At 67.0% G+C, this 23,709-nt stretch carries 26 protein-coding genes; 21 read left to right on the forward strand and 5 right to left on the reverse strand.

Going from position 1 to position 23,709, the window contains the following annotated elements; translation table 11 throughout:
• Positions 1–31: 31 nt before the first annotated feature.
• Both DFR31_RS10880 and DFR31_RS10885 read left to right on the forward strand, forming a co-directional pair.
• On the forward strand, positions 32–946 hold the full coding sequence (locus DFR31_RS10880) for a CHAD domain-containing protein (protein ID WP_170153669.1): 915 nt from the start codon (positions 32–34) through the stop codon (positions 944–946).
• Positions 947–1,008: 62 nt separating this feature from the next.
• Entirely contained in the window at positions 1,009–1,773 is a 765-nt protein-coding gene (locus DFR31_RS10885; RefSeq protein ID WP_121442711.1) for a ParA family protein, read from the forward strand.
• A gap of 29 nt (positions 1,774–1,802) precedes the next feature.
• Here the strand turns inward: DFR31_RS10885 and DFR31_RS10890 are convergent, their stop codons facing one another.
• Positions 1,803–2,096 carry a DUF3240 family protein gene (locus DFR31_RS10890; protein WP_245971168.1) on the reverse strand — a complete coding sequence of 98 codons (294 nt, stop codon included), beginning with the start codon at positions 2,094–2,096 and terminating at the stop codon, positions 1,803–1,805.
• 2 nt (positions 2,097–2,098) lie between these two features.
• On the reverse strand, positions 2,099–3,046 hold the full coding sequence (locus DFR31_RS10895; protein ID WP_121442713.1) for a sodium-dependent bicarbonate transport family permease: 948 nt from the start codon (positions 3,044–3,046) through the stop codon (positions 2,099–2,101).
• Between the two features lie 138 nt (positions 3,047–3,184).
• Here DFR31_RS10895 and DFR31_RS10900 point away from each other — a divergent pair, with 138 nt between their 5' ends.
• The 17 genes from DFR31_RS10900 to DFR31_RS10980 all read left to right on the forward strand — a co-directional run bounded on the left by DFR31_RS10900 (position 3,185) and on the right by DFR31_RS10980 (position 18,612).
• Positions 3,185–3,817 carry a carbonic anhydrase gene (locus DFR31_RS10900; protein ID WP_121442714.1) on the forward strand — a complete coding sequence of 211 codons (633 nt, stop codon included), beginning with the start codon at positions 3,185–3,187 and terminating at the stop codon, positions 3,815–3,817.
• Positions 3,818–3,862: 45 nt separating this feature from the next.
• The gene (locus DFR31_RS10905) at positions 3,863–4,408 is read left to right on the forward strand and encodes a Slp family lipoprotein (RefSeq protein WP_121442715.1); all 546 of its coding nucleotides are present in this window, start codon (positions 3,863–3,865) and stop codon (positions 4,406–4,408) included.
• Between the two features lie 5 nt (positions 4,409–4,413).
• On the forward strand, positions 4,414–4,917 hold the full coding sequence (locus DFR31_RS10910) for a Slp family lipoprotein (protein ID WP_121442716.1): 504 nt from the start codon (positions 4,414–4,416) through the stop codon (positions 4,915–4,917).
• 65 nt (positions 4,918–4,982) lie between these two features.
• The gene (locus DFR31_RS10915) at positions 4,983–5,519 is read left to right on the forward strand and encodes a hydrolase (RefSeq protein ID WP_121442717.1); all 537 of its coding nucleotides are present in this window, start codon (positions 4,983–4,985) and stop codon (positions 5,517–5,519) included.
• Between the two features lie 39 nt (positions 5,520–5,558).
• Entirely contained in the window at positions 5,559–6,365 is an 807-nt protein-coding gene (locus DFR31_RS10920; protein ID WP_121442718.1) for a response regulator, read from the forward strand.
• Between the two features lie 119 nt (positions 6,366–6,484).
• A complete protein-coding gene (locus tag DFR31_RS10925; protein ID WP_121442719.1) occupies positions 6,485–6,784 on the forward strand; it encodes an STAS domain-containing protein in 300 nt (99 codons plus the stop codon).
• A gap of 28 nt (positions 6,785–6,812) precedes the next feature.
• The gene (locus tag DFR31_RS10930) at positions 6,813–7,175 is read left to right on the forward strand and encodes a response regulator (protein ID WP_121442720.1); all 363 of its coding nucleotides are present in this window, start codon (positions 6,813–6,815) and stop codon (positions 7,173–7,175) included.
• A 36-nt stretch (positions 7,176–7,211) separates the two neighbouring features.
• On the forward strand, positions 7,212–9,410 hold the full coding sequence (locus DFR31_RS10935; RefSeq protein WP_121442721.1) for a chemotaxis protein CheA: 2,199 nt from the start codon (positions 7,212–7,214) through the stop codon (positions 9,408–9,410).
• Positions 9,407–9,919, forward strand: coding sequence for a chemotaxis protein CheW (locus DFR31_RS10940; RefSeq protein WP_425452559.1), 513 nt, complete (start codon positions 9,407–9,409; stop codon positions 9,917–9,919). Before DFR31_RS10935 ends, DFR31_RS10940 begins: the two co-directional genes overlap by 4 nt.
• A gap of 3 nt (positions 9,920–9,922) precedes the next feature.
• Complete coding sequence (locus tag DFR31_RS10945) at positions 9,923–10,675, forward strand: ParA family protein (RefSeq protein WP_121442722.1); 753 nt, start codon at positions 9,923–9,925, stop codon at positions 10,673–10,675.
• Positions 10,675–12,573, forward strand: a complete 1,899-nt coding sequence (locus DFR31_RS10950; protein ID WP_121442723.1) for a methyl-accepting chemotaxis protein — start codon at positions 10,675–10,677, stop codon at positions 12,571–12,573. Before DFR31_RS10945 ends, DFR31_RS10950 begins: the two co-directional genes overlap by 1 nt.
• 59 nt (positions 12,574–12,632) lie before the next feature.
• The gene (locus tag DFR31_RS10955; RefSeq protein WP_211328293.1) at positions 12,633–13,457 is read left to right on the forward strand and encodes a CheR family methyltransferase; all 825 of its coding nucleotides are present in this window, start codon (positions 12,633–12,635) and stop codon (positions 13,455–13,457) included.
• A gap of 4 nt (positions 13,458–13,461) precedes the next feature.
• The gene (cheD, locus tag DFR31_RS10960) at positions 13,462–14,103 is read left to right on the forward strand and encodes a chemoreceptor glutamine deamidase CheD (RefSeq protein WP_121442724.1); all 642 of its coding nucleotides are present in this window, start codon (positions 13,462–13,464) and stop codon (positions 14,101–14,103) included.
• A gap of 23 nt (positions 14,104–14,126) precedes the next feature.
• Positions 14,127–15,188 carry a protein-glutamate methylesterase/protein-glutamine glutaminase gene (locus tag DFR31_RS10965; protein WP_121442725.1) on the forward strand — a complete coding sequence of 354 codons (1,062 nt, stop codon included), beginning with the start codon at positions 14,127–14,129 and terminating at the stop codon, positions 15,186–15,188.
• Positions 15,185–16,417, forward strand: a complete 1,233-nt coding sequence (locus DFR31_RS10970) for a methyl-accepting chemotaxis protein (RefSeq protein ID WP_121442726.1) — start codon at positions 15,185–15,187, stop codon at positions 16,415–16,417. Before DFR31_RS10965 ends, DFR31_RS10970 begins: the two co-directional genes overlap by 4 nt.
• A gap of 50 nt (positions 16,418–16,467) precedes the next feature.
• Entirely contained in the window at positions 16,468–16,800 is a 333-nt protein-coding gene (locus DFR31_RS10975; protein WP_121442727.1) for an STAS domain-containing protein, read from the forward strand.
• Positions 16,801–18,612 carry an ATP-binding SpoIIE family protein phosphatase gene (locus DFR31_RS10980; protein ID WP_121442728.1) on the forward strand — a complete coding sequence of 604 codons (1,812 nt, stop codon included), beginning with the start codon at positions 16,801–16,803 and terminating at the stop codon, positions 18,610–18,612.
• A gap of 108 nt (positions 18,613–18,720) precedes the next feature.
• On the opposite strand, the gene DFR31_RS10985 is transcribed toward DFR31_RS10980, so the two are convergent.
• Complete coding sequence (locus DFR31_RS10985; protein WP_121442729.1) at positions 18,721–19,191, reverse strand: FKBP-type peptidyl-prolyl cis-trans isomerase; 471 nt, start codon at positions 19,189–19,191, stop codon at positions 18,721–18,723.
• A 172-nt stretch (positions 19,192–19,363) separates the two neighbouring features.
• Here DFR31_RS10985 and DFR31_RS10990 point away from each other — a divergent pair, with 172 nt between their 5' ends.
• A complete protein-coding gene (locus DFR31_RS10990) occupies positions 19,364–20,599 on the forward strand; it encodes an HDOD domain-containing protein (protein ID WP_121442730.1) in 1,236 nt (411 codons plus the stop codon).
• Positions 20,600–20,625: 26 nt separating this feature from the next.
• On the opposite strand, the gene DFR31_RS10995 is transcribed toward DFR31_RS10990, so the two are convergent.
• Positions 20,626–21,432, reverse strand: a complete 807-nt coding sequence (locus DFR31_RS10995; protein WP_121442731.1) for a DUF2189 domain-containing protein — start codon at positions 21,430–21,432, stop codon at positions 20,626–20,628.
• A gap of 16 nt (positions 21,433–21,448) precedes the next feature.
• Complete coding sequence (locus DFR31_RS11000) at positions 21,449–22,966, reverse strand: fumarate hydratase (RefSeq protein WP_121442732.1); 1,518 nt, start codon at positions 22,964–22,966, stop codon at positions 21,449–21,451.
• A gap of 217 nt (positions 22,967–23,183) precedes the next feature.
• On the opposite strand from DFR31_RS11000, the gene DFR31_RS11005 reads away from it, so the two are divergent.
• Entirely contained in the window at positions 23,184–23,678 is a 495-nt protein-coding gene (locus tag DFR31_RS11005) for a TspO/MBR family protein (RefSeq protein ID WP_245971170.1), read from the forward strand.
• Positions 23,679–23,709 lie beyond the last annotated feature (31 nt).

Below are 23,709 nucleotides of genomic sequence, written 5' to 3' on the forward strand. Positions count from 1 at the left end.
TTCTAAAGCCATGCCCTCAGGGAGAAGGACCATGGCATTCCGGCTTGACGGCAAAGGCCCCCTCGCCGACGACATCCGTAAGCTGGCCCGCGGTCGCGTCGACGCCGCCGTGGAGGTGTTGGCCGACCCGCGGGACCCGCATGAGTCCGTCCACCAGGCGCGCAAGCGCTTCAAGGAGATGCGGGCGCTGGTGCGCCTTTTCCGCCCCGCTCTGGGCGGCAGAATCGCACGCCGCGAGAACACCTGGTACCGCGATCACGCCCGCGCGCTGTCCGGCTACCGTGACGCCCAGGCGGTTATCGAGACCGTGGACGCCCTTGCCGGGCAATTCCGCCTGCCCGCCCAGCAGGAGGCCCTGCAGGCCTGTCGCCAGGCCCTGGTCCGCCGCCGCGACCGCCTGGTCGAGGAAGAGGGCAGCCTGGCGGAGCAGATCGCAGGGCTGATCGACGAGCTGGCCATCGCCCGTGAGCGCATCGGCAGCTGGCCGATGAAGGCAACCGGGGCGGCAGCCTTCACCGGCGGTTTTCGCCGTTACTATGCCGATGGCGCCCGCGCCATGCAGCAGAGCCACCTGACTGGCGCCCCCGAACCCTGGCACGAGTGGCGCAAGCGGGTGAAGGACTACTGGTACCATGTCCAGATCCTGCGCCCGCTCTGGCCCCCGGTGCTCAAGGCCCTGCAGGCCGAGCTGAAAAGCCTGTCCGACCTGTTGGGTGACGACCATGACCTCGACGTCCTGGAGACCCTGCTGGCGCAGGAACCGGAGCACCTCGACGAACTGCATCGCCGGATGATCCACGGGATGATCGCCCAGCAGCACGAAGCGTTGCGCGTCCCAGCATTGCGACTTGGCCAGCGGCTCTACGCGGATCGCCCCGGTGCCGTCAGCCGGCGGCTGCAGGCGTGGTGGACGGTCTGGCGGGAAGAGCAGGGCCAAAAGGAGTAGGCCCCGGCACCGAACAATCGGCCGGCAGAGCCGAGGCAACGGGCTACGGCCCGGGAGGATTTTTGGAAGTTATCGCCTGTTACAACCTCAAGGGGGGCGTCGGCAAGACGGCGGCCGCCGTCAACCTGGCCTGGCTGGCCGCCCGCGACGGGCTGCCCACCGTGTTCTGGGACCTGGACGTACAAGGCGCTGCCAGTTGGTACCTGGGGGTGGACGAGGGGCTGGAGGGCAAGCCGCGCAAGCTCATCAGCGGCAAACGCCCGATCGGCCGGGAACTGCGCGAGACCGAATGGGACAACCTGCAACTGTTACCCGCTGACGAGAGCTACCGCCACCTGGACCTGCGCCTGGAGGAGAAGGGCGATCCGGACCGGCTACAGGGCTTGCTCGAGCCGCTGTCCGAGACCTACGCCCTGGCCGTGCTCGATTGCCCGCCCAGCTTTTCCCGGCTGTCCGAGAATGTCTTTCGCGTCGCCAGCCGGGTGCTGGTGCCCCTGGTGCCCACGCCGCTCTCCCTGCGCGCCTGGCAGCAACTGCGCGCCTTTTTCAAGGCCCATGACCTGCCGCGCAGCAAGCTGCTGCCCTTCTGGTCCATGGCGGATCGCCGGCGCAGCCTGCACCGCCAGTTGCTGGAGCGCCCGCCGCTGAACATGAAGCGCCTGCTCGGCCCGGCCATCCCCTACAGCACCCAGGTGGAGCAGATGGGCGTGCACCGCCAGCCGCTGCCCGCCTTCGCACCCAGCAGCCCCGCGGCCCGCGCCTACGAGGCGCTGTGGGCCGAGGTCCGCGACCACCTGAAGGGGCTGCCGGGCCACCGACTGGGCTAAAACCGACGGCGCAGGCCGCGGGGCGTGGCTCAGAACTTCTCCGGCCGGAGCACTTCCACGTCGCTCAGGTAGAGCACCATCGCGAAATCACGGAAATACCGGCGGTGGAGTTCTTCGGATATCTGCTGGGCCACGTTGGCCTCGCAGACGACCTCCACCCGGATGTTTGCGCCCTGGTCGAAATCGGCGTTTCGCACACCGCGTTGGCCCTCGCCGCGGGCCTCGGTGATGGTGTACCCGTGCGCCCCGGCCGCCTTTATGCATTGGACAAGCTGGCGCTCCAGCGCTTGTTCGGTGATGACCGTGAGCAGTTTTCGTTTCACCGTCAGCCTCCTGTCGCGGGGTAGAGGGCATTCAACACGCCGTAGTATAGGGGGACACCCACCAGGACGTTGAAGGGAAAGGTGATGGCGAGCGCGGCGGTCAGCGAGAGCCCTGGATTGGCCTCGGGCACCGATAGTCGCATCGCCGCCGGTGCCGCGATGTAGGAGGCACTGGCCCCCAGTGTGGCGAGAAGGACGGCGCCGCCGAGACTCATGGACAGTAGCCAGGCTGTCAGCCCTCCTACAGTCGCCCCCAGCAGGGGGAAGACAAGGGCAAACGCCAGCAGGAAGATCCCGTGACGCCGGATAGTGCCCGACTGGGAAGCCGCAACCAGGCCCATTTCCAGCAAGAAGAGGGCGAGGAACCCCTTGAAAGCATCGATGAACAACGGCTCAAGTGGTGCCACGCCCTCGGCCCCGACGATCAGGCCGATGAGCAGGCCACCGAGCAGCAACACGACGCCCTTGCCGAGGAAGACCTCCCGCATCACCTCGTTCCACCCGTTATCGGGGCGCAGGCCGCGAACCAGGATGATCCCCAGCAGGATGGCAGGTACCTCAAGCACCACCACGAACGCCGCGGAGTACGCCTCATACGGCACCCCAACGGTGTCCAGGAACGCAACCGCCACCGCGTAGGTACCGACGCTGACCGACCCGTAGTGAGCTGCGATAGCGGCGGCGTCAGAACGGGGCAGCTTGCGTGACAAGCGCAGCAGGGCGAAGGCCAGCAGGCCCAATACCACGCCCATCAGGGCAACCCCGCCCAATTGCGGGAGCAGGCGGACCCAGTCCGTCTCCGCCAACTCCATGCCCCCCTTGAGGCCGATGGAGAGCAACAGCACCACGGTGAGCAGTTCATAAACGGCGGACGGTAGCCGCATTTCGGCCTTCAACAGCCCCGCACCGAACCCCAGAAGGAAGAACAGGATGACCGGGTCGAGTTGCAAATCAGCCCCCAGGCGCTGGCTTTTTGGTCGGCGCAAGATATTACCACGGGTTATCAAGCGTTGCGCTTGCACCGGCTTGCGGCGGATCCGTCCGTCGGTCAATGTTGGAGGCAACTGTCAATCAAACTGGGGAATGATATGCCTTGCCTGCAGGAATTACTCGCCAACAATAAGGTGTGGGCCGAGGAAAAAAGGGCGCGCGACCCGGACTTCTTTGCACGGACCGCGGCCGAACAGGTGCCCGAGTACCTCTGGATCGGGTGTTCGGACAGCCGTATCGCGGTGGGGGAGATGCTGGGCGTGGAGCCGGGGGAGGTCTTCGTGCACCGGAACATCGCCAACGTGGTCGCCCATAATGATGTCAATTGCCTGAGCGTGCTGCAGTACGCGGTGGATGTCCTGAAAGTGCCCCACATCATTGTCTGTGGTCACTATGGCTGCGGCGGCATCAAGGCGGCGCTGAGCAACCACTACGTGGGCTTCGTGAACAACTGGCTGCGGCTGATCGAGGATGTCTACCACCTGCACGAGGAGGCTTTCCGTGACCTTCCCCTTGAGCGCCAGGTGGACCTGTTGTGTGAACTCAATGTCCGCCAGAGCGTGCGGAATGTCTGCCGGACTACGATGGTCCAACGGGCGTGGCACAGGGGGCAGGCGCTGAGCGTGCATGGCTGGATCTACGAACTGGACAGCGGCCACATCCGGGAGTTGGGGCTCGACTTTCAAAGCCCGGCCTGCCTGCCTGCCATCGATCGGCTGAAAATGGATTGAACTGTGCCCGACTGCAGCGGGTCTGAAAGGGTTGGGAGGTGTCCCATGAAAATCCTGTTGGCCCTATTGGCCGCGCTTCTTATGGCAGGGTGTGCCACCGGCGTGCCGGAGCCCATACGCAGCGCACCGGAGGCCGCGCCCGGGGTGCAGGCGGTGCGCGAAGCCCCGGACGAGGCGGTCGGGGAGACGGTCCGGTGGGGCGGGGTGATCGCCGAGGTTCGCAACCGGTCCGATCACACCGAGCTGGAGGTGGTGGCCCGCCGGCTGCAGTCCGGTGGACGCCCGGTGGACCGGGATGACGCCAGTCCCGGGCGCTTCCTGGCCCAGGTCCCTGGCTTCCTCGATCCGGCCATCTACGCGGCGGGGCGTGCGATCACCGTGCGTGGTGTTGTGCAAGGGGTGCGCGAGCAGGCCGTCGGGGAGTACGCCTATTCGTTCCCGGTGGTCCAGGCCGAGGTGTACCACCTCTGGCCAGAGCGGGAGCCCGTGCGCGATTACCGCCGGGACCCGTTCTACGACCCCTGGTATGACCCGTGGTACCGGCCGTGGCACCGGCCCTACCGTCACCCCTATTACGGTCCCTACTGGTGACGCCCGTGAACCGAACGTTCAAGCTTGTTGCGCTGTTGCTGTCGCCCTTGTTGCTCGCGGCCTGTGCCACCGGGCCCGGGTTCGATACCGCGGGCGTCGACCGGGAGCTGACACCGCAACGACTCTCTGCGGTGGCGGACGTGGCCGAGGACGAGCAGGTGGTCTGGGGCGGTATCATCGTGGCGTCGAAAAACCTGGAGGACCGCACCCGCCTCGAGGTGCTGGCCTACCCCCTCGACCGCAGCCAGCGGCCCCGGACCGCGCAGAGCCCGCAGGGTCGATTCATCGTGGAGCACCCCGGCTACCTGGAGACCGCCGATTACGGGCCGGGGCGAAGCCTCACGGTCGCGGGCGTGGTCGACGAGGTGGTCGATGGCCGGATCGGGGAGGCGGCCTACCGCTACCCCCGGGTCAAGCCCGATGATCTGTACCTCTGGCCCCAGGCCAGTGAGGTGCAGCGGACCTCGCCGCGGGTCCACTTCGGCGTCGGGATTATCCTTACCAATTGAGTGGTATGATGCATTGCTACGTGGGCAGGGCTGCCCCGTGGCCGGCACATTATCAGGAGCCGCGCATGCGTTTAAAAGCAGAAGAATCCTCGCTGCTGGTGGTGGACATCCAGCAGCAGTTGGTCCCGGAGATCCACGACCACGAGCGGGTGGTGGACTGCACCGCCTGGCTGATCGACGTGGCGGCCATCCTCAAGATCCCGGTGCACGCCACCGAGCAGTACCCCAAGGGGCTGGGGCACACCATCCCGCTGCTGCGCAGCCGCCTGGAGGAGGATCACGTCCACGAGAAGATCTGCTTTGGCTGGCCGGACGAGCCCGAGGCCCTGACCCGGTTGACCCGGCCCCAGGTCGTGCTGACCGGCACCGAGGCCCATGTCTGCGTGATGCAGACGGCGCTGGCATTGCTGGAGGCCGGGCGCGAGGTCTTCGTGGTGGCCGAGGCGGTCGGCTCCCGGCGGTCGCACGACCGGGACTGCGCACTGGAACGCATGCAACAGGCCGGCTGTTGGCTGGTCACCCGTGAGATGGTCGCCTTCGAGTGGTTGCAGCGGGCGGGCACCGACGTCTTCCGTGAGGTCCTGCAACGCTATATCCGCTAACGCCCCGCCCACGTCACGCACTTCTAAACCGAACCTTGTATGACTGATGGCTCCGACCCATCCGAACCCCACCCACCTGAGATCCTGTTGGTCGAGGATCAGCCGGTTAACCGGGTACTGGCGCGCGGCCTGATCGAACAGCTCGGCTACCGTGTACGCGAGGCGGAAAACGGATATGCCGCCCTGGACAGCGTGGCCCGGCGTGCCCCGGACCTGATCCTGATGGACCTCCAGATGCCCGGTATGGACGGCCTGGAGGCGACGCGGCGCCTCCGTCGGAGCCCGGAAGGCCAGTACATCCCCATTATCGCCATGACCGCGCACACCCTGGAAGCGGACCGCGACCAGTGCCTCGGCGCGGGCATGGACGACCACCTCAGTAAACCCATCGACCGTGACCACTTGGGCGATTTGCTGGCCCGTCACTTGTCCGGCGGTGGCCTGAGGACGGCGGTGTCCGCAAACGCGCAGGACGCCGCCCCGGCCTCGCCCCCAGGCCTGAACCTCGCCCGCCTGCGCGAGGTGACGGGCAACGATACCCGGACCATGACCGAGCTGTTGCGCCTGTTCCGTGACGACGCCCCCGCCCGCGCCCGGCGCATCGAGGCGGCAGCCGAGGCGGGTGACCGGGAGCGTCTGGCCCGGGAGGCCCATGCCCTCAAGGGCGTGCTGCTGGGACTGGGTGCGGTGGAAGCCGAGATCGCCGCCCGCAGTCTGGAAGAGCGCGCGCGGGCGTGTACGGCGGACGAGGCACTTCGGGCCGTGGCCGAGTTGCAGGGTGTTCTGGCGAAGCTGGATCAGCAGATCGAGACCGTCCTGGCGGGGTTCGAGAGGGGGTCGACCTGACCCCTCGCGTTGATGCCCCGTCCCACCCTTCCGGAATTCCTCTTCAAGTTTTCCCTTGGTCTGGCCGATAAACCTGTTAGGATCAGGGTCGTGTACACGTTTTGTACAGGAGTGGGCTGATGTCGGAACAAGCAAACCACCGGGTGGCGCTGGGCACCATGCTGGAGGTCTCTATGGCGGCGGAGCTATACGGACGCCTGGCCGAGGCCCTGGCAGCGGGTGTCAAGGCCATCGAGCTGGATGGCAGCGAGCTGGAGCGTGTTGACGGCGCCGGCCTGCAACTGCTGCTCGCCTTCATGCAGGAGGCGGAGCGACAGCAAGTCGACTGCAGCTGGGCAGAGTCACCCGCCATGCTGGTGGATGCGGCCCGGCTGCTTGGCATGGACAGTGCTTTGAAGCTTCAGGCCGGCCCGGCCTGACCGATTGACGATCGAGGGAGTCAGAAAAATGGCGAAGATCCTGGCGGTGGACGACTCCGCTTCCATGCGGCAGATGGTCAGCTACACGCTCAAGCAGGCCGGCCACCAGGTGGTGGATGCCGCCGATGGGCGGGATGCCCTGGCCAAGGCCAAGGCGGGGCGATTCGACGCGGTGATCACCGACGTGAACATGCCCAACATGGACGGCATCACCCTGGTGAAGGAGCTGCGGGCGCTGCCGAACTTCAAATTCACGCCCATCCTGCTGCTCACCACCGAATCCGCGCCGGAGAAGAAGCAGCAGGGGAAGGCGGCTGGCGCCACCGGCTGGCTGGTCAAGCCCTTTGATCCGGAAAAGCTGCTGGCCACCGTCAAAAAGGTCGTCCGCTAGCGACACACCACTGCCGTTCTGACACCGGGGGGCGTCATGAGCATCGACATGGGGCAATTCCTGCAGACCTTCTTCGAGGAGAGCTTCGAGGGCCTGCAGGAGATGGAGGCCGGCCTGCTGGCGCTGGACAGCGGCGATCCCGATACCGAGACGCTGCACACCATCTTCCGCGCCGCCCACTCCATCAAGGGCGGGGCCGGCACCTTCGGCCTGCAGGCCCTGGCCGGCTTCACCCACCACATGGAGACGCTGCTCGACCGGCTCCGCGAGGGTCGGCAGGCCGTGACCCCCGAGGCGGTGAACCTGCTGCTGGAGTCGGTCGATTGCCTGCGCGGCATGCTCGAGGCCGCCCAGGACGGCGGCGAGGCGGATCCGGAACAGGCCGTGGCCCTGGAGAAGCGGCTGGCCGCGCTGGTGGCGGAGGGCAATGACCCCTCACCGGTGCCGGATGCCCCGGAGTCCGAAGAGTCGCAGGCATCGCAGGCGGTCGACTCGCCGGCTCCCGGCGGCTGGCGGATCGGCTTTCGCCCCGAACCGCACCTGTTCATGACCGGCAACGATCCGCTGCGGCTGGTCGAAGAGCTGGCGGAGCTGGGCGAGGTGACCGCCGAGTGCGATAGCGGGCAGTTGCCCGCCTTCGGCGACCTCGACCCGGAGCAGTGCCATCTGAGCTGGACCCTGACCCTGCAGGGCGGAGCGGATGAAGACGCGGTACGCGAGGTCTTCGAATGGGTGGAGGACGACTGCGAACTCACGATCAGTCCGCTGGCGCCCGAGGGCGCTGAGGACGAGCCGCCGGCGGCCGAAGGGTCCCCCGACGCGCCAGAGGAGAGCACCGCAGCTGCCGCCCCGGACGTTGATGACGAAGGCGACGAGGCCGCCGATGCCGCGGTGGTTTCCGAGGCGCCCGCCCCTTCGTCCGCGGGTCACGGCGATAACGGGAACCAACCCCCGGCGCCCGGTGCCGGCGGCGGCAATGGCCAGCCGCGGAAACCGGCAGCGGCCAGCTCCATCCGGGTGAACACCGACAAGATTGATGCACTCATCGACATGGTGGGCGAACTGGTCATCACCCAGTCCATGCTCAATCAGCTGGGCGAGGACTTCAGCGAGGACAAGCTGGAGCAGTTGCGCGACGGCCTGGGACAGCTCGAGCGCAACACCCGGGAGCTGCAGGAAAACGTCATGCGCATCCGCATGGTGCCGATCAGCTTTGCCTACGCCCGGCTGCCGCGCATTGTCCACGACCTGTCCGACAAGCTCGGCAAGCAGGTGGAACTGAAGCTCGAGGGTGAGCAGACCGAACTGGACAAGACGGTCATGGAGAAGCTCATCGACCCGCTGGTCCACCTAGTGCGCAATTCGCTGGACCACGGCATTGAGCCCCCGGCGCAGCGGCGCGAGCTGGGCAAGCCGGAGACCGGCACCCTGGAGATCGAGGCCTATCACAAGGGCGGTTACATCGTCATCGAGATCAACGACGACGGCGCCGGGATCAGCCGCGACAAGCTGCTGGCCAAGGCCCGGGCCGCCGGGTTGCTGCAGGCGGGCGAGGAACTGCCCGACGAGCAGGTGCTGGACCTGATCTTCCATCCGGGGCTTTCCACCGCCGAGGAGGCCACCGACGTCTCCGGGCGCGGCGTCGGCATGGACGTGGTCAAGCGCAACATCCGGCAACTGGGCGGCAACATCAACCTGCGTTCGCAGCCGGGTGAGGGCACGCAGCTGACCATCCACCTGCCCCTGACCCTGTCCATCCTCGACGGGCAGCTCTTCCGCGTGGGCGGCCAGGTCTACATCGTGCCACTGGTCTCCATCATCGAGTCGCTGCAGATCCAGCGCGAGAAGCTCAGTCGGGTGGCCGGCAAGGCGGAGCTCTACCACTGGCGCGAGGGGCACCTGCCGGTGCTGCGGCTGCGTGAGCTCTTCAACGAGCCCGACCCGGGCGGTGAACTGGCCAACGGCCTGATGGTGGTGGTCGAGGACGACGACCGAAGGGTGGGGCTGCACGTGGACGAGCTGCTCGGCCAGCAGCAGGTGGTCATCAAGAGCCTGGAGGCCAACTACCAGCGGGTTACCGGCTTTGCCGGCGCCACCATCCTCGGTGACGGCACCGTGGCCCTGATTCTCGATATCGCCGGGCTGGTGGATCTGGCCCAGGCACAACGTAAACCAGCCGATGCGGCGGCCATGCGCGTCGCCACCGAAGAAGCGCACGGGGAGCAAACCCAATGAGCGAGATGAGCGCAAGCCAGCAGGATGCCGCCCTGCAGGGCACCGTGGGGGAGGGTGATCAGTACCTCACCTTCAACCTGGGCGACGAGGAGTACGGCGTCGACATCCTGCGGGTGCAGGAGATCAAGGGGTGGAGCGGTGCCACGCCCATCCCCAACACGCCGGATTACGTCAAGGGCGTGATCAACATGCGCGGCACCATCGTGCCGGTCATCGACCTGCGGGAGCGGTTCGGCATGCCCAGCCGCGAGTACACCCAGTTCACCGTGGTGGTGCTGGTGCGCGTGCTCGGGCCCGGGGACAAGGAGCGGATCATGGGCCTGGTGGTGGACGCCCTCTCCGAGGTCTACGGCATCCCGGAGGACGAGCTCCGGCCGCCACCGGAGTTCGGCAGCATCATCCGTACCGACTTCATCCGCGGCCTGGCGCAGGTGGACGAGAAGATGATCATCGTCCTGGATGCGGACCGGTTGCTTGCCGAAGAAGAGCTGGCCACGGAGAGCGTCTGAGCCGTGCGCGTGCTGTCCGTGCTCAATCAGAAGGGCGGTGTGGGCAAGACCACCACCAGCTCGGCGCTGGCCCACGGGCTGGCCCTGTCCGGAAACCGGGTCCTGGCCATGGACCTGGACCCGCAGGGCCACCTGGGCGCCAGTCTGGGCGCCGACAGCGACCGCCCGGGCATGGACAGCGTGCTGCTGGAAGGGGCGAGTCCCGAGGACTTGATGCGACCCGCCCGGGAGGGGCTGCAGCTGCTCACCTCGGGTGCGCGTCTGATGCAGGTGGAGCAGCAGGGCGGTGGCGGCCCTGAGCGGGGCTGGCGGCTGAAGGCCGCCATCGACGGCATGAGCGATGTCGCCGACTGGGTGGTGATCGACTGCCCGCCCTCATCGGGTCTGTTGGTCATGAACGGCCTGCTGGCGGCCGATGACCTGCTGGTGCCGGTGAGCAGTGATTTTCTGGCGCTGCAGGGGCTGTCGACCCTGATGCAGACCCTGCAGCGGGTGGAACAGCGCTTGGGGGCATGGAGTCGCAAGTGGCTGGTGCTCACCCGCTTCCACCCCCGGCGCCGGCTGCCCCGCGAGGTGCAGGACAAGTTGCTGGAGTACTTCCCGGACCAGCTGCTGCGTACCGCGATACGGGACAACGTGGCACTGGCCGAGGCCCCCGGTTTCGGCCAGAGCATCTTCGAATACCAACCCGACAGCAACGGTGCCGCCGATTATGCCGCGCTGGTCGAGGACTTGAAGCAGGGGAGGGTGCACTGATGGCCCGCAGCAGCCGCAGCGGTTCCGGCCGCAAGAAGCTCGGCAACGATCCGTTGGCCTGGATGAAGCAGGAGGCCGCCGACGCGCAGCCCCCGCCGGAGCCAGCGGACCAACAGGAGCCGGTGCCCCCGCCGCCATTGGCCGGGGAGGACCGGCAGCCGGAACCGTCACCGGGAACCGGACACGACGACAACGATCACGCGGAATCCGAACAGGCGCAATCAGCCGAGGAGGGCAGCCCAATGGCCACCCCGAGCAACACCCGCAAAAGCAATGACCAGGTCACCGTCAGTCGCGACGAGTGGAACACCATCTACCGTTTCAAGCTGGCCATGGACACCGCCACCACGGCGTTCATGAAGACCGGGCCGGACGGTCGCATCGAGTACCTGAACGAGCCCATGCTGGCCATGCTACAGCAGCGGGAGGCGGAGATCGCCACCGAAAATCGCGGATTCCGGGCGGATACGCTTGAGGGCGAGCCGCTGGTCGACGTGCTGCCGCAGTTCCGGGTCTATGCCCGCCAGATGGAAAGGGTGCGCGAGGATGCCCTGCAAGAGGAACTCTCCATCGGTGATGTCCACTTCCGGGTGTACGTCACCGGCGAGGACTCCGAGGAGGGTGACTTTCTGGGTAACACCCTGGAGTGGTTCGACGTCACCGATGAGCGCCGGCGTGAGGAGGCCGAACGGATCGCGCAGGCCGATCTCGATGATGTGATCGCCAAGATCCGCGAGGGCCGGCTGGACGAGCGCATCGATACCGACGAGATGGCCGAGGGCTTCATCAAGACGCTCAGCGACGACATCAACCAGGTGATGGCCGCCGTGCAGGCACCGATGCAGGAAGTGGTGCGGCTGATGCAGGGTGTGGCCGAGGGCAACCTCGATGACAAGATGGAGGGGGAGTACAAGGGTGACTTCGGCCGGCTGCAGGATGCGGTGAACGAGTCGATCACCAACCTCCGCCGGGTGGTGGCGGAGATCCGCGAGGCCACCACCAGTGTGGGCACGGCGGCCGGTGAGATCTCCGAGGGCAACCAGGACCTCTCCCAGCGCACCGAAGAGCAGGCCAGTTCCCTGGAAGAGACCGCCTCCAGCATGGAGGAGCTGACCAGCACGGTGAAGCAGAACGCGGATAACGCCCGCGAGTCCAACCAGCTGGCCACGGCCGCCCGGGAGCACGCCGAGAAGGGGGGAGAGCTTTCCGCCAAGGTGGTCACCGCGATGTCGGACATCAAGAGTTCGAGCCGCGAGATCGCCGACATCATCACCGTTATCGACGAGATCGCCTTCCAGACCAACCTGTTGGCGCTGAACGCGGCGGTGGAGGCGGCGCGGGCCGGCGAGCACGGTCGCGGTTTCGGCGTGGTGGCAGCGGAGGTGCGCAACCTGGCCCAGCGCAGCGCTACCTCGGCGAAGGAGATCAAGGCGCTGATCAAGGACAGCGGCGAGAAGGTCGAAGAGGGCACCCGGCTGGTGGACCAGTCCAGCGAGACGCTGGAAGAGATCGTCAAGGGCGTGAAGACGGTCACCGACAAGGTGGCGGAGATCGCGGCGGCCAGCGAGGAGCAATCCTCGGGCATTGACGAGATCAACAAGGCGGTCACGCAGCTGGACGAGGTGACACAGCAGAATGCGGCCTTGGCGGAAGAGTCCGCTGCCGCGGCGGAGTCCCTGGATTCCCAGGCCCAGAGCCTGCGTGAACTGATGGCCTTCTTCGGGGGTGAGGCCGAGGCGGCCCCTGCCGCGGCGCCCAGGCCGAGCCCGAAGCGGCCTGCGGGTACGTCCCGCCCCGGTGCCCAGGCGCGCCGTCCTGCACCCTCTTCGGCCTCGTCCCGCCGTCAGCCGGCACCGGCCGGCAACGGCGCGGATGACAGCGAGTGGGAGGAGTTTTGATGGCGTTCGCACGCGCCGGCAGGCGCCCGGGTCCTGCTCACCGGGCCCGGGGGTGAGGGGTGGCTGAACGGGAGCGGGAATTCCGCTTCACCCCCGAGGACTTCGAGTGGGTGCGGACGCAGGTCGGTCGCGAGACCGGCATCGAGCTGGGCGAGAACAAGATGGACATGGTCTATTCTCGCCTGGCCCGACGTCTGCGCGCCCTCGGGCTGCCCGATTTCGCCAGCTACCGGGCGAAGCTGCTGAACGGCGGCGGCGAGGAGATGGGCCACTTCGTCAACGCCCTGACCACCAACCTCACCGCCTTCTTTCGCGAGTCGCACCACTTCGATCACCTGGCCGGGGTGCTCAAGGCGCATCCGGGCGGACCCATCCGGATCTGGTCTGCCGGCTGTTCCACCGGCGAGGAGGCCTACTCCATCGCCATGACCGCCCGCGAGGCCCTGGGCGAGCGGGCCGCGGCCGACCGGGTGCACATTGAGGCCACCGACCTGGACAGCAACGTGGTGGCCCACGGTGCAGCCGGCATCTATGAACAGCGGCGGGTGGCGGGCCTGTCCCGGGCGCAACTCAAACAGCACTTTCTGAAAGGCCGGGGACGGATGGCCGGCAAGGTCCGGGTGCGGCCGGAGGTCCAGCGGCTGGTCAGCTTCAGCCAGCTCAATTTGCTGCACGACTGGCCCTTCGACGAACCGTTCGACGTGGTGTTCTGCCGGAACGTGATCATCTACTTCAGCAAGGCCACGCAGCGGACCCTGTTCGAACGCCTGGTGGCCGCCGTGCAGCCCAGGGCCTGGTTGTACATCGGCCACTCCGAGACCCTTTGGAAAGTCTCCGACCGGTTCGAGAACCACGGCCGCACCATCTACCGGCTGGAGGGTTGAGGCGATGAGCAGCGCGGTAAAGCCGGCAGCGCCCCGGGAGGCCCTCCCCGGCTTCGACCACGTGAACCGCTACTGGGATCCGGTGCACGGCATATACGCGGCCAAGATCCTGCCGGGAGAGTTTTACGTCACCCGAGGCCATGAGATGGTGGTCACCACGCTCGGCTCCTGTGTGGCGGCCTGCGTGCGCGACCGGCACCTGGGCGTGGGCGGCATGAACCACTTCATGCTGCCCGTGCGCGGCGGTAATCCGGACCACTGGGAGCAGGATCCGCTGAGCCTGGCCACGCGCTACGGCAACCACGCCATGGAGCAGCTGATCAACACCATTCTGGGGCTGGGCGGGCGCCGCAGCCGACTGGAGGTGAAGCTGTTCGGCGGCGGTCGGGTGCTGGCCGGGGTCACCGACGTGGGGCAGCGCAACATCGAGTTCGCGCTTGACTACGTGATCACCGAGGGGCTGCAACTGGCCGCGCGCGATCTCGGGGGTGAATATCCGCGAAAGGTGCAGTATTTTCCGGAGTCCGGCCGGGCCCGGGCCAAGAAGCTGTACCGGACCCGCAACGACACGGTGGTGCAGCGCGAGGTGCACTACCTGGAGGAGATCGACCAGTCGCCAGTCAGCGGTGAGGTCGACCTCTTTTGAGTTCTGATGACCCTGGAGAGCGCATGATACGCGTACTGGTGGTGGACGATTCGGCGCTGATCAGGCGACTGCTCACCGAGATGCTGGAGAGCCAGCCGGACATCGAGGTGGTCGGCGCCGCCCGGGACCCCTACGACGCCCGCGAGCAGATCAAGGCGCTGGACCCGGACGTGCTCACCCTGGACGTGGAGATGCCGCGCATGGACGGCATCACCTTCCTGCGCAATCTCATGCGCCTGCGCCCCATGCCGGTGGTGATGGTGTCCTCCCTGACCGAGTCGGGGGGCGATATTACCCTGGACGCCCTGGCCCTGGGGGCGGTGGATTTCGTCACCAAGCCCGATGCGGACGTGGCGCACTCGCTGGCCGAGTACACCGACGAGATTGCCGACAAGGTGCGGGCCGCCAGCCGGGCCCGGGTGCAGAAGCTGACCGACCAGCCGCGCCGCCCGGGGCGGCAACTGGCCAGCGCCCGCAGCGGCGGGTTCCGTACCACGGACCGGCTGATTGCCATCGGCGCATCCACCGGCGGCACCGAGGCCATCCGCGATGTGCTGGAGCAGATGCCCCCCGACTGCCCCGGCATCGTCATCGCCCAGCATATCCCCGGCGGGTTCAGCGCCGCCTTCGCCCGGCGGATGGACGAGAACACCGCGTTGACCGTGTTCGAGGCGCGGGACGGGCAGCGTATCCTGCCCGGGCACGCCTACATCGCCCCCGGCGGCTACCACCTGAAGGTGGAGCGCGACGGGGCCCGCTACATCTGTCGCCTGTCCAGTGGCGCCCTGGTCAACCGCCATCGCCCGTCGGTGGACGTGCTGTTCCGGAGCGTGGCGGAGCAGGCCGGCAAGAGCACCGCCGCTGCCCTGCTCACCGGCATGGGCAAGGATGGGGCCGAGGGGCTGCTGGCCCTGCGGGAGGCCGGCGCCTGGACGGTGGCGCAGGATGAGGACAGCAGCGTGGTCTGGGGCATGCCCGGAGAGGCGGCGCGCATCGGCGCGGCCTGCGATGTGCTGCCGCTGGACCGGATCGCCGAGCGGCTGCTCACGGCTGCGCGGGGCAAGACCAGGGAGGAAAGCGCATGACTGACGCAAAAGCAGGTTCGGACACCGCACGGCCGGGGACCGGCGGCGGGCTGTGGCGCTACGGTGTGCCGGGAGTGGTGACGGCGGCCGCCGCCGGCGGGGCGTTCGTCTGGCCGGTGGCGGCCGTTCCGGCAGTGCTGGTCACCGCGGTGGCGTGGCTCCTCGGTGCCCGGCTGGCCGACGGCGGACAGGCGGAGGCCGAGGGCGAGTCGCTGGAGAAGCTGGAGCAAGAGCTGCGCGGTCTGCTGCACGATATCGATGACAGCCTGCAGGCGGAGTTCCGCACCGTGCTCGATGACCTGGGTCAGATCCGCGGTCTGGTCTCCGATGCCGTCGGCCAGCTCAACGACAGCTTCCACGGGATGCAGGCCGGTACGCGCGAGCAGGAAGAACTGGCCAACAACGTCATCACCCAGACCGGGGGTGACAGTAACCTGGATCAGTTCGGTATCCGGAGTTTCGTGCAGGAGACCGAGGGCACCCTCAACAACTACGTGGATCTGGTGGTCTCCATGAGCCGCAACAGCGTGGAGACCGTCCACGCCATGGACGATATCGCCACGCAGATGGACGGTATCAGCCAGTTGCTGGTCAACATGAAGGGCATTGCCGAGCAGACCGACCTGTTGGCGTTGAATGCCAGCATCGAGGCGGCCCGCGCCGGTGATTCCGGGCGTGGCTTCTCCGTGGTTGCGGAGGAGGTCCGGAATCTCTCTGTTCAGGCCGGGGAATTTAATGAGAAGATCGGCGGCGAAGTGGGGCGGGTGCGGACCAGCGTCGACAAGGCCCGCAAGGCGGTCGGTGACATGGCCTCACAGGATTTGAACGAGACCCTGCAGGCCAAGGATCACATCACCGACATGATGACCCGGCTCCGTGAGTTGGACGACGAGGTCGAGCAGGCCGCGGGGCGGATACAGCAGGTGGCGGAGTCCATCGATGGCCACGTCGGCGCCGCGGTGCGCTCGTTGCAGTTCGAGGATATCGTTACCCAGTTGGTGGACAGCTCGCGCAGCGGCGTGGAGGGGCTGGACCGCTACCTCAGCGGCCTGGGTCATGTGCTCAGTGAGACCGCCGACCAGGCGGAGCATGGTGCGGACTACGTGGCGCGTCTGGCCGAGGCCCGGCGCCGTCTGGCGGAGCAGCGGGATGCCCGGGAAAGCCGCCGTGCCGAGGCGCGCCACGTGGCGCAGCGCAACATGGACGAGGGGGACGTGGAGCTTTTCTGAGTACACGGCCTAGCGAGTTTTATCGCCCTTTAAGAAACCGGGGAGAGCCCATGTCAGTCAAAGATTACACCGCCCGCAACGGCAAGGAACTGGTGCTGGAGATCAAGGGCCAGTTCGACTTTGCGCTCCACAAGCCCTTTCGCCAGGCCTACCGTGGCCACAACGGGGTGGAGGTGTACCGGGTGGATCTTGCCCAGGCGGAGTACATGGACAGCTCGGCGCTGGGCATGCTGCTGCTGCTGCGCGAGCACGCTTCCGGCCAGGGAGCCAAAGTGGTGCTGTGCAACTGCCAGGAAGAGGTGGAGAAGATCCTGCGCATCGCCAACTTCCAGAAGCTCTTTCAGATTGAGCGCAACGGGGTTGAGGCCCGCGGGGATTCCTAAATGAGTGCCGCGGACTCGCCAGGGCTGACCGATACCGACCCGACGGACAGGGAGCGGGTGCCGGAGCCGGACGAGCTGACCGTGCTGGTGGTGGACGACGAGCCGGTCAACGTACTGCTGTTGGAGATGATCCTGAAGGCCCGCGGCTTCAATGTGGCCACGGCCGAGGACGGCGCCAAAGCGGTGGACCGGGTGCGTGACGGGCACTGCGACCTGGTCCTGATGGACGTGATGATGCCGGGCATGGACGGCTACGATGCCACCCGGCATATCAAGCGCATCGAGGCCGAGACCGGGCGGTTCATCCCGGTATTGTTCGTTACCGCCCTCACCGACGAGAAGCGGCTGGCCGAGTGCGTGGCCTGTGGCGGGGATGACTTCCTCACCAAGCCGATCAGCCGGGTCCAGCTCAACGCCAAGATCGACTCCTGGCTGCGCACCCAGGCCATGCACCGGACGTTGCAGGGCCAGCACGATGAGCTGGAGCGCCATCAGCAGCGCCTGGACATGGAGCAGCAACTGGCGCGCCGTATCGTGGGCAAGGCCGTGGCGTCGCCGGTGCTGGAAACCCCGGGGCTGCGCTACCGCTACCATCCGGCCGAGATCCTCAGCGGTGACATCCTGCTGGCCGGTTGCACCCCGGGTGGGCGGTTGATGCTCATGCTGGGCGATTTCACCGGGCACGGCATTGCGGCGGCCATCGGTGTCATTCCCCTGTCGAACATCTTCCGCAGCATGACCCGTAAAGGCTTCTCCCCGGCGGAAGTGCTGCGCGAGGCCGATGCCCGCATGTGCGAGGCCCTGCCGGCGGAGATGTTCCTGGCGGCGATCACCCTGGAGCTGGATCCGGTGAGTCGTACCCTCACCGTGTGGAACAGCGCCATGCCGCCCCTGCTGGTCATTGGCCGGGATGGCACGGTCCGCCACCGCATCGGCTCCAGCCAGCTGCCCCTGGGCGTGGACGGCGCCCACTCACCGGGCCGGGAGCTGCCCACTATGCTGGAGTTGCAGGCCGGCGACCGGCTGTTCCTGTGCAGCGACGGCGTGGTGGAGGCCGGGGGCCGGCAACCATTTGGCCAGCAGCAGGTGGAGCAGGTGCTGACGGAATCGGCACCGGACCAAGGGGTGGAGCGGCTCGAGCAGGCGCTGGTCGCGCACCTGGGGCACGACCTGCCCGGCGCGGATGACATCACCTTTGTCGAGTTAGACTGCGGTCGCTTGTTGAGTGAGCTGGCCGGCTGCCGCGAGGCCGATGGCCTGGCGGCAGAGACAGGCCCTGACGTACGCCAGGGCGAATGGGGCTGTGAGATCCGGCTGGGCGCGGCACTGTTGCGCCGGATGAACCCGCTGCCCCTGTTGCTCGGTGCGGTGGAGCGATTGCACGGTCCGGTGCAGCAACGGCAGAGCGTCTACATGGTGCTGGCCGAACTCTATGCCAACGCCCTGGAACACGGGCTGTTGGGGCTGGACTCCGGCATCAAGAAGACCGAAGACGGCTTTGTCGCGTACTACGAGATGCGCGAGAGCCGTCTCGCGGACCTGGCCGAGGGCGAGATCACCTTCCGGTTGCGTAACGAGGGCGAGCGCCTGGTGATCCGCGTCGAGGATGACGGCCCGGGGTTTGATTATCAGGGCCTGCAGGCGTGGTTGGCGGAAAACCAAATGCAGGCGGACGCATCGGATGGCGATGACCCAGAGGCGGAGGCGTTGGTGACGCCGGCCGGGAGAGGCCTGATGCTGGTCAGTGCCCTGTGTGAGCGCCTGGAGTGGCAGGGGCGGGGGAACTGCGTGGAGGCGGTGTTCCGCTGGTGAGCGGGGCGCTTTCCCGAGTCTTCCGGTAGGCGAACCGCCCCCGGCCCGCGCAGAGCGGCCTGCCGGGGGCGCGTTTACCCGATGGGGCGGCGGGGCCGCCCGGGCAGCTTACTGCTGCTGTTCGGGCTGGCCGTTCTCGACCTCTTCGCTGGTGGCGTCGCGGATGTCCACCACCTTCACATCGAAGTTCAGGGTGACGCCGGCCAGCGGATGGTTGGCATCCACTTTCACGGTCTCGTCGCCCACTTCGCGCACGGTGATCAGCTGCGCGCCGTTGGGGGTCTGGGCCTGGAACTGCATGCCGGGCTCGACCTTGTCCACCGAATCGAACATCTGCTTGGGGACATCCTGAATCAGGTTGTCGTCGCGCTCGCCGTAGGCATTGGAGGGCTCGATGGTTACTTCCACCGATGCGCCGTTGTCCTGGCCTTCCAGCGCCTGTTCCAGGCCCGGGATGATGTTGCCCGCGCCGTGGAGGTAAGCCAGCGGCCCGCGACCCTCGGAGGAGTCCAGCAACGTGCCTTCGGTGTCTTTCAGGGTGTAGTCGATGGACACGACCCGGTCTTTGGCAACCTGCATGGTGTTACACCTGATTTTTCGAGAATGAACCTTTCAGTATACGCGGCGATTTTCTCCAGTTAAACCGGCAGCGTATACAGCCGGGGCGTGCCGTGCGACAGGACACGGCAGGCGGCGACAACCTGTGGCAAGATGGCCGTCATTGTTGCCTGGCAGATGACCCTGACCACCTATGATCGCCATTCCTGACGAGACACGGCTGGCCTCGTTGGCGCCGCTGAACGAACTGAGTGAGACGCGCCTGGCCCGGCTGAGCGAGAAGGCGGAGTTGTCCCGGGTGAACCGCGGGGACACCCTGCAGGCGCCCAACGAGGACCGGAGTCTCGTCTACCTGCTCCACGGGCAGTTCACGCTGGTCTCCAAGGGGGGTGGCGCCGATAGGATCACCGCGGACTCGGAGGCGGCGCGTGAGCCGCTCTTCGACGGGCGGCCCCATCAGACCGTGGCGCGGGCGGACGTGGACAGTGTCATCATGCGCCTCCCCCGGCCGCTGTTTGATGTGCTCGCCGACGAGGAGCGGAGCGCCGGATACGATGTCCACGAGGTGCAGGTGGATGAATCGGGCATGCGCCTGTTTCAGCGCATTCTGCATCACTTGCATGCGGGTACGCTGGACCTGCCGGTGATGCCGGAGATCACGCTGCGCTTGAAGGGGCTGTCGGAGGAGGAGGCGGATCTCACCGCGCTCGGCCGCATCGTGCAGCTCGAGCCCTCCGTGGCCGCGCGGGTGGTCCAGGCCTCCAACAGCCCGGTCTACCGGCGCAGCGGGGGACGGGTGACCACCCTGCGCGAAGCCGTGGCCATGCTCGGTTTCATCACGGTGAAGAAACTGGCGCTGGCCATGACCTTGTCGGCGCCCTTCGAAAGCCAGTCCCCCTCGGCGCGGCGTCTGCTTAAGCAGAACTGGCGCACCAGCGTGGCGGTGTCCGTGACAGCGGCCGTCATCGCGCAACGCTCCGCGGCCGGACTCGACATGGACCGCTGCCTGCTCGCGGGCCTGACCCACGATATCGGCGCCGTGCCCATCGTGACGTTCGCCGAGAAGGCCGGCATATCGGACAGCACGGAGCTGTCGGAAGTGGTGCAGGGGCTGAGCGGCCTGGTGGGGCGCGAGGTGCTGGAGGCCTGGGACTTTGACGAGGACCTGGTCGAGGTGCCGGAGGCGAGCACCGACTTCATGCGCCAGCACGATGGTCCGGCCGATCTGGCTGATGCCGTGGTCGTGGCCCGACTATTCTGCGCCGCCAACGGCGGTGATGACACGGCGCTGGAGACCTTGCACACCACCCCGGCACTAAGCCGCCTGCAGTTGCCGGGCGAGGGGCCGGAGGCCGACGTGGAGGTACTCAACGCCGCCCGTGCCGAGTTGGCAGAGCTGGAAAAGGCGCTGATGGGTGCGGCGGACTGAGCAGTTTTACGGTCTGCCTAGTGCGTCTAGTCCGTCTCCGGGCCCGTCTCCGGCTCCAGCAACGGCCATTCCGATGCGTCGATCGTCTCTCGGTATGCGTGCCAAGTGGCATGGCCCAGCAGCGGCATAAGCACCAGAAAGGCCAGCCAGGCGGTAGCGACGGCAATCCCGACACAGCCCACGATTATCAACGCCCAGGTCAGCATCGCCGGCTTGTTGCGCATGACCGCATTGACGCTGGTGACCACTGCGGTGATCGCATCCGCGCGGCGCTCGATCAACATGGGCAGCGAGAAGGCGCTGGCCACGAACACCACCAGGCTGAACAGCGCCCCAACGGCCATGCCGCTGCCGAGGAACAGTGCCAATTCCCCGATTGCGGGCTCGGCGGTATCCGGGAAGAAGACATAAAGGGTGTTGGCGGCCCGCGCCCAGATCAGCAGCACCACCACCAGGATGACGGCGAAGAACAGGGTGCTGCGCAGTGACCTGAGGGTGCTGCGTAAACCCCGGCGCAACGAGACGTTTTCCCCACGTTCCAGTTGCAGGCTAAGCGCGTAGACCGTCAAGGCCAGCAACGGTCCCACGAAGACAAAGCCGGAAACCAGTCCGAGGTAAAGCCCCAGGTTGCCGAACTGCCATGTCGCCCCCGTGACCAGGTAACTGAGGATCACGGTAATTGCGCCGAAGAGCAGGCTCTGCCGGGGCGCGGCGCGCAGGTCTGCCCACCCCCGACGCAACCAGCGCCAGGGGGCATCCACCCCCACCTGGCGGCAGGGTGCCAACATGGGCAGCTCTTCTGGCGACCTGGCCGGCGGGGGCGTCTGGCTCATGGGGTGCGCACCCTCCTCAGGCCTCGGTGACCGGGATCCCCTTGATCCGGGCCTGCCACTCGCGCGGGCCGGTCTCGTGCACCGACTCGCCGCGGCTGTCCACCGCGACCGTCACCGGCATGTCCTCCACCTCGAACTCGTGGATGGCCTCCATGCCCAGGTCCTCAAAGGCCACCACCCGACTCTTGCGGATGGCCTTGGACACCAGGTAGGCCGCGCCACCCACGGCGATCAGGTAGACCGCGCCGTGCTTGCGGATGGCCTCTACTGCCTCGGGGCCGCGCTCTGCCTTGCCGATCATGCCCATCAGGCCGGTCTCGGCCAGCATCTGGTCGGTGAACTTGTCCATCCGGGTGGCCGTGGTGGGGCCGGCCGGGCCGACCGGCTCGTCGCGCACCGGGTCCACCGGGCCCACGTAGTAGATGAACTTGCCCTTCAGGTCGACGGGCAGTTCCTCGCCGCGGCTGAGCATGTCGGTCATGCGCTTGTGGGCGGCATCGCGGCCGGTGAGGATGGTGCCGGACACCAGCAGGGTATCGCCCGGCTTCCAGCTCTGGGCCTCCTCGGTGGTCACTTCGTCGAGGTTCACGCGCTTGACCTCGCCGCCGCCCTCGCGGGCTACCTGCGGCCAGTCCTCCAGCTTGGGTGCCGGCAGATCGGCCACGCCGGAGCCGTCCAGCACGAAGTGGGCGTGGCGGGTGGCGGCGCAGTTGGGGATCATGGCCACGGGCTTGTTGGCGGCGTGGGTGGGGTAGTCGCGGATCTTGATATCCAGCACCGTGGTCAGCCCGCCGAGCCCCTGGGCGCCGATGCCCAGCTCGTTGACCTTGTCGAAGATCTCAAGGCGCAGCTCCTCGGCGGTGTTTTGCGGGCCGCGGGCCTTCAGCTCATGGATGTCGATGCTCTCCATGCAGGCCTCCTTGGCCATCAGCATGGCCTTGTCGGCGGTACCGCCGATGCCGATGCCCAGGATGCCGGGCGGGCACCAGCCGGCACCCATCTTCGGCACCTGCTCCAGCACCCAGTCGACGACAGAGTCGGAGGGGTTGAGCATGGCGAACTTGGTCTTGGCCTCGGAGCCGCCGCCCTTGGCCGCCACCTGCACGTCCACCGTGTCGCCGGGCACCAGCGACATGTGGATGACCGCCGGGGTGTTATCGCCGGTGTTCTTCCGAGCGCCGGCCGGATCGGCCAGGATGGAGGCGCGCAGCTTGTTGTCGGGCAGGTTGTAGGCCCGGCGCACGCCCTCGTTGACCATGTCCTCGACGCTCATCTCCGCGTCCCACTGCACGTTCATGCCGATCTTGAGGATCACGGTGACAATGCCGGTGTCCTGGCAGATGGGCCGGCGGCCCTCGGCGCACATGCGGGAGTTGATCAGGATCTGCGCCAGGGCATCCTTGGCGGCAGGCGATTCCTCCCTTTCCCAGGCTTCGTGGGCGGCGTCGATGAAGTCCTTGGGGTGGTAGTAGGAGATATACTGCAACGCGTCGGCAATGCTCTGGATGAAGTCATCCTGGCGGATGGTAGCCATTGGCGTCCTCCGGGGTGGGTCGTTTTATAGTCGTTGATCCGTCGGGTGTTCGGTTGCGCCGCAGTATATACCAGAGTCGGCGGCGTTTGCCCGTGGCAACATGGTGTTGGCGGTTGGCCGGGGCGGCGAGGCGGGCCGTGGGGCTCCGAGTGGGCGCCCCTTCGGGGCTCGCAGTAACGGCGGGGCAAGCCAGTTTCAATGGAGAGGATCAGGTCTCATGACGGATCAAATGCGCACCAATCCGCGCAGCCATTTCCCGATGCTGCTGGCATTTCTGTTTATGGTGTTGGTGGTCTCTTCGTTGGGGGGCGCGGTGACCGCTACCAGCGTGGATGACTGGTACCGGGAGCTGGCCAAGCCGCCGTTCAACCCGCCGGACTGGCTATTCGGGCCGGTGTGGACGGTACTTTACCTGGCCATCGGCGTGGCCGGCTGGCGCCTGTGGCGGGTGCTGGGCTGGGCGCAGGGGCGTGGCGTGCTGGCGCTCTGGGGCCTGCAACTGGTGATGAACCTGTGCTGGTCGGTGATCTTCTTCGGGCTGCAGGCGACTGGCGCGGCGCTGGTTTGGATCAGTCTGCTCTTTCTCGTGCTGCTGGCCTGCATCCGCAAGTTCGGCGAGGTGGACCGCTGGGCGGCGTGGCTGTTCGTGCCCTACGCGCTGTGGGTGGCGTTCGCGATGGTGCTCAATGGCGCGATCTGGTGGTTGAATTGAGCGCAACGACTCGCCTGCGCTGCCGTTCTTA

Origin of the sequence: Alkalispirillum mobile (genome assembly GCF_003664325.1) — a bacterium.
Classification (GTDB): Bacteria; Pseudomonadota; Gammaproteobacteria; order Nitrococcales; family Halorhodospiraceae; genus Alkalilimnicola; species Alkalilimnicola mobilis.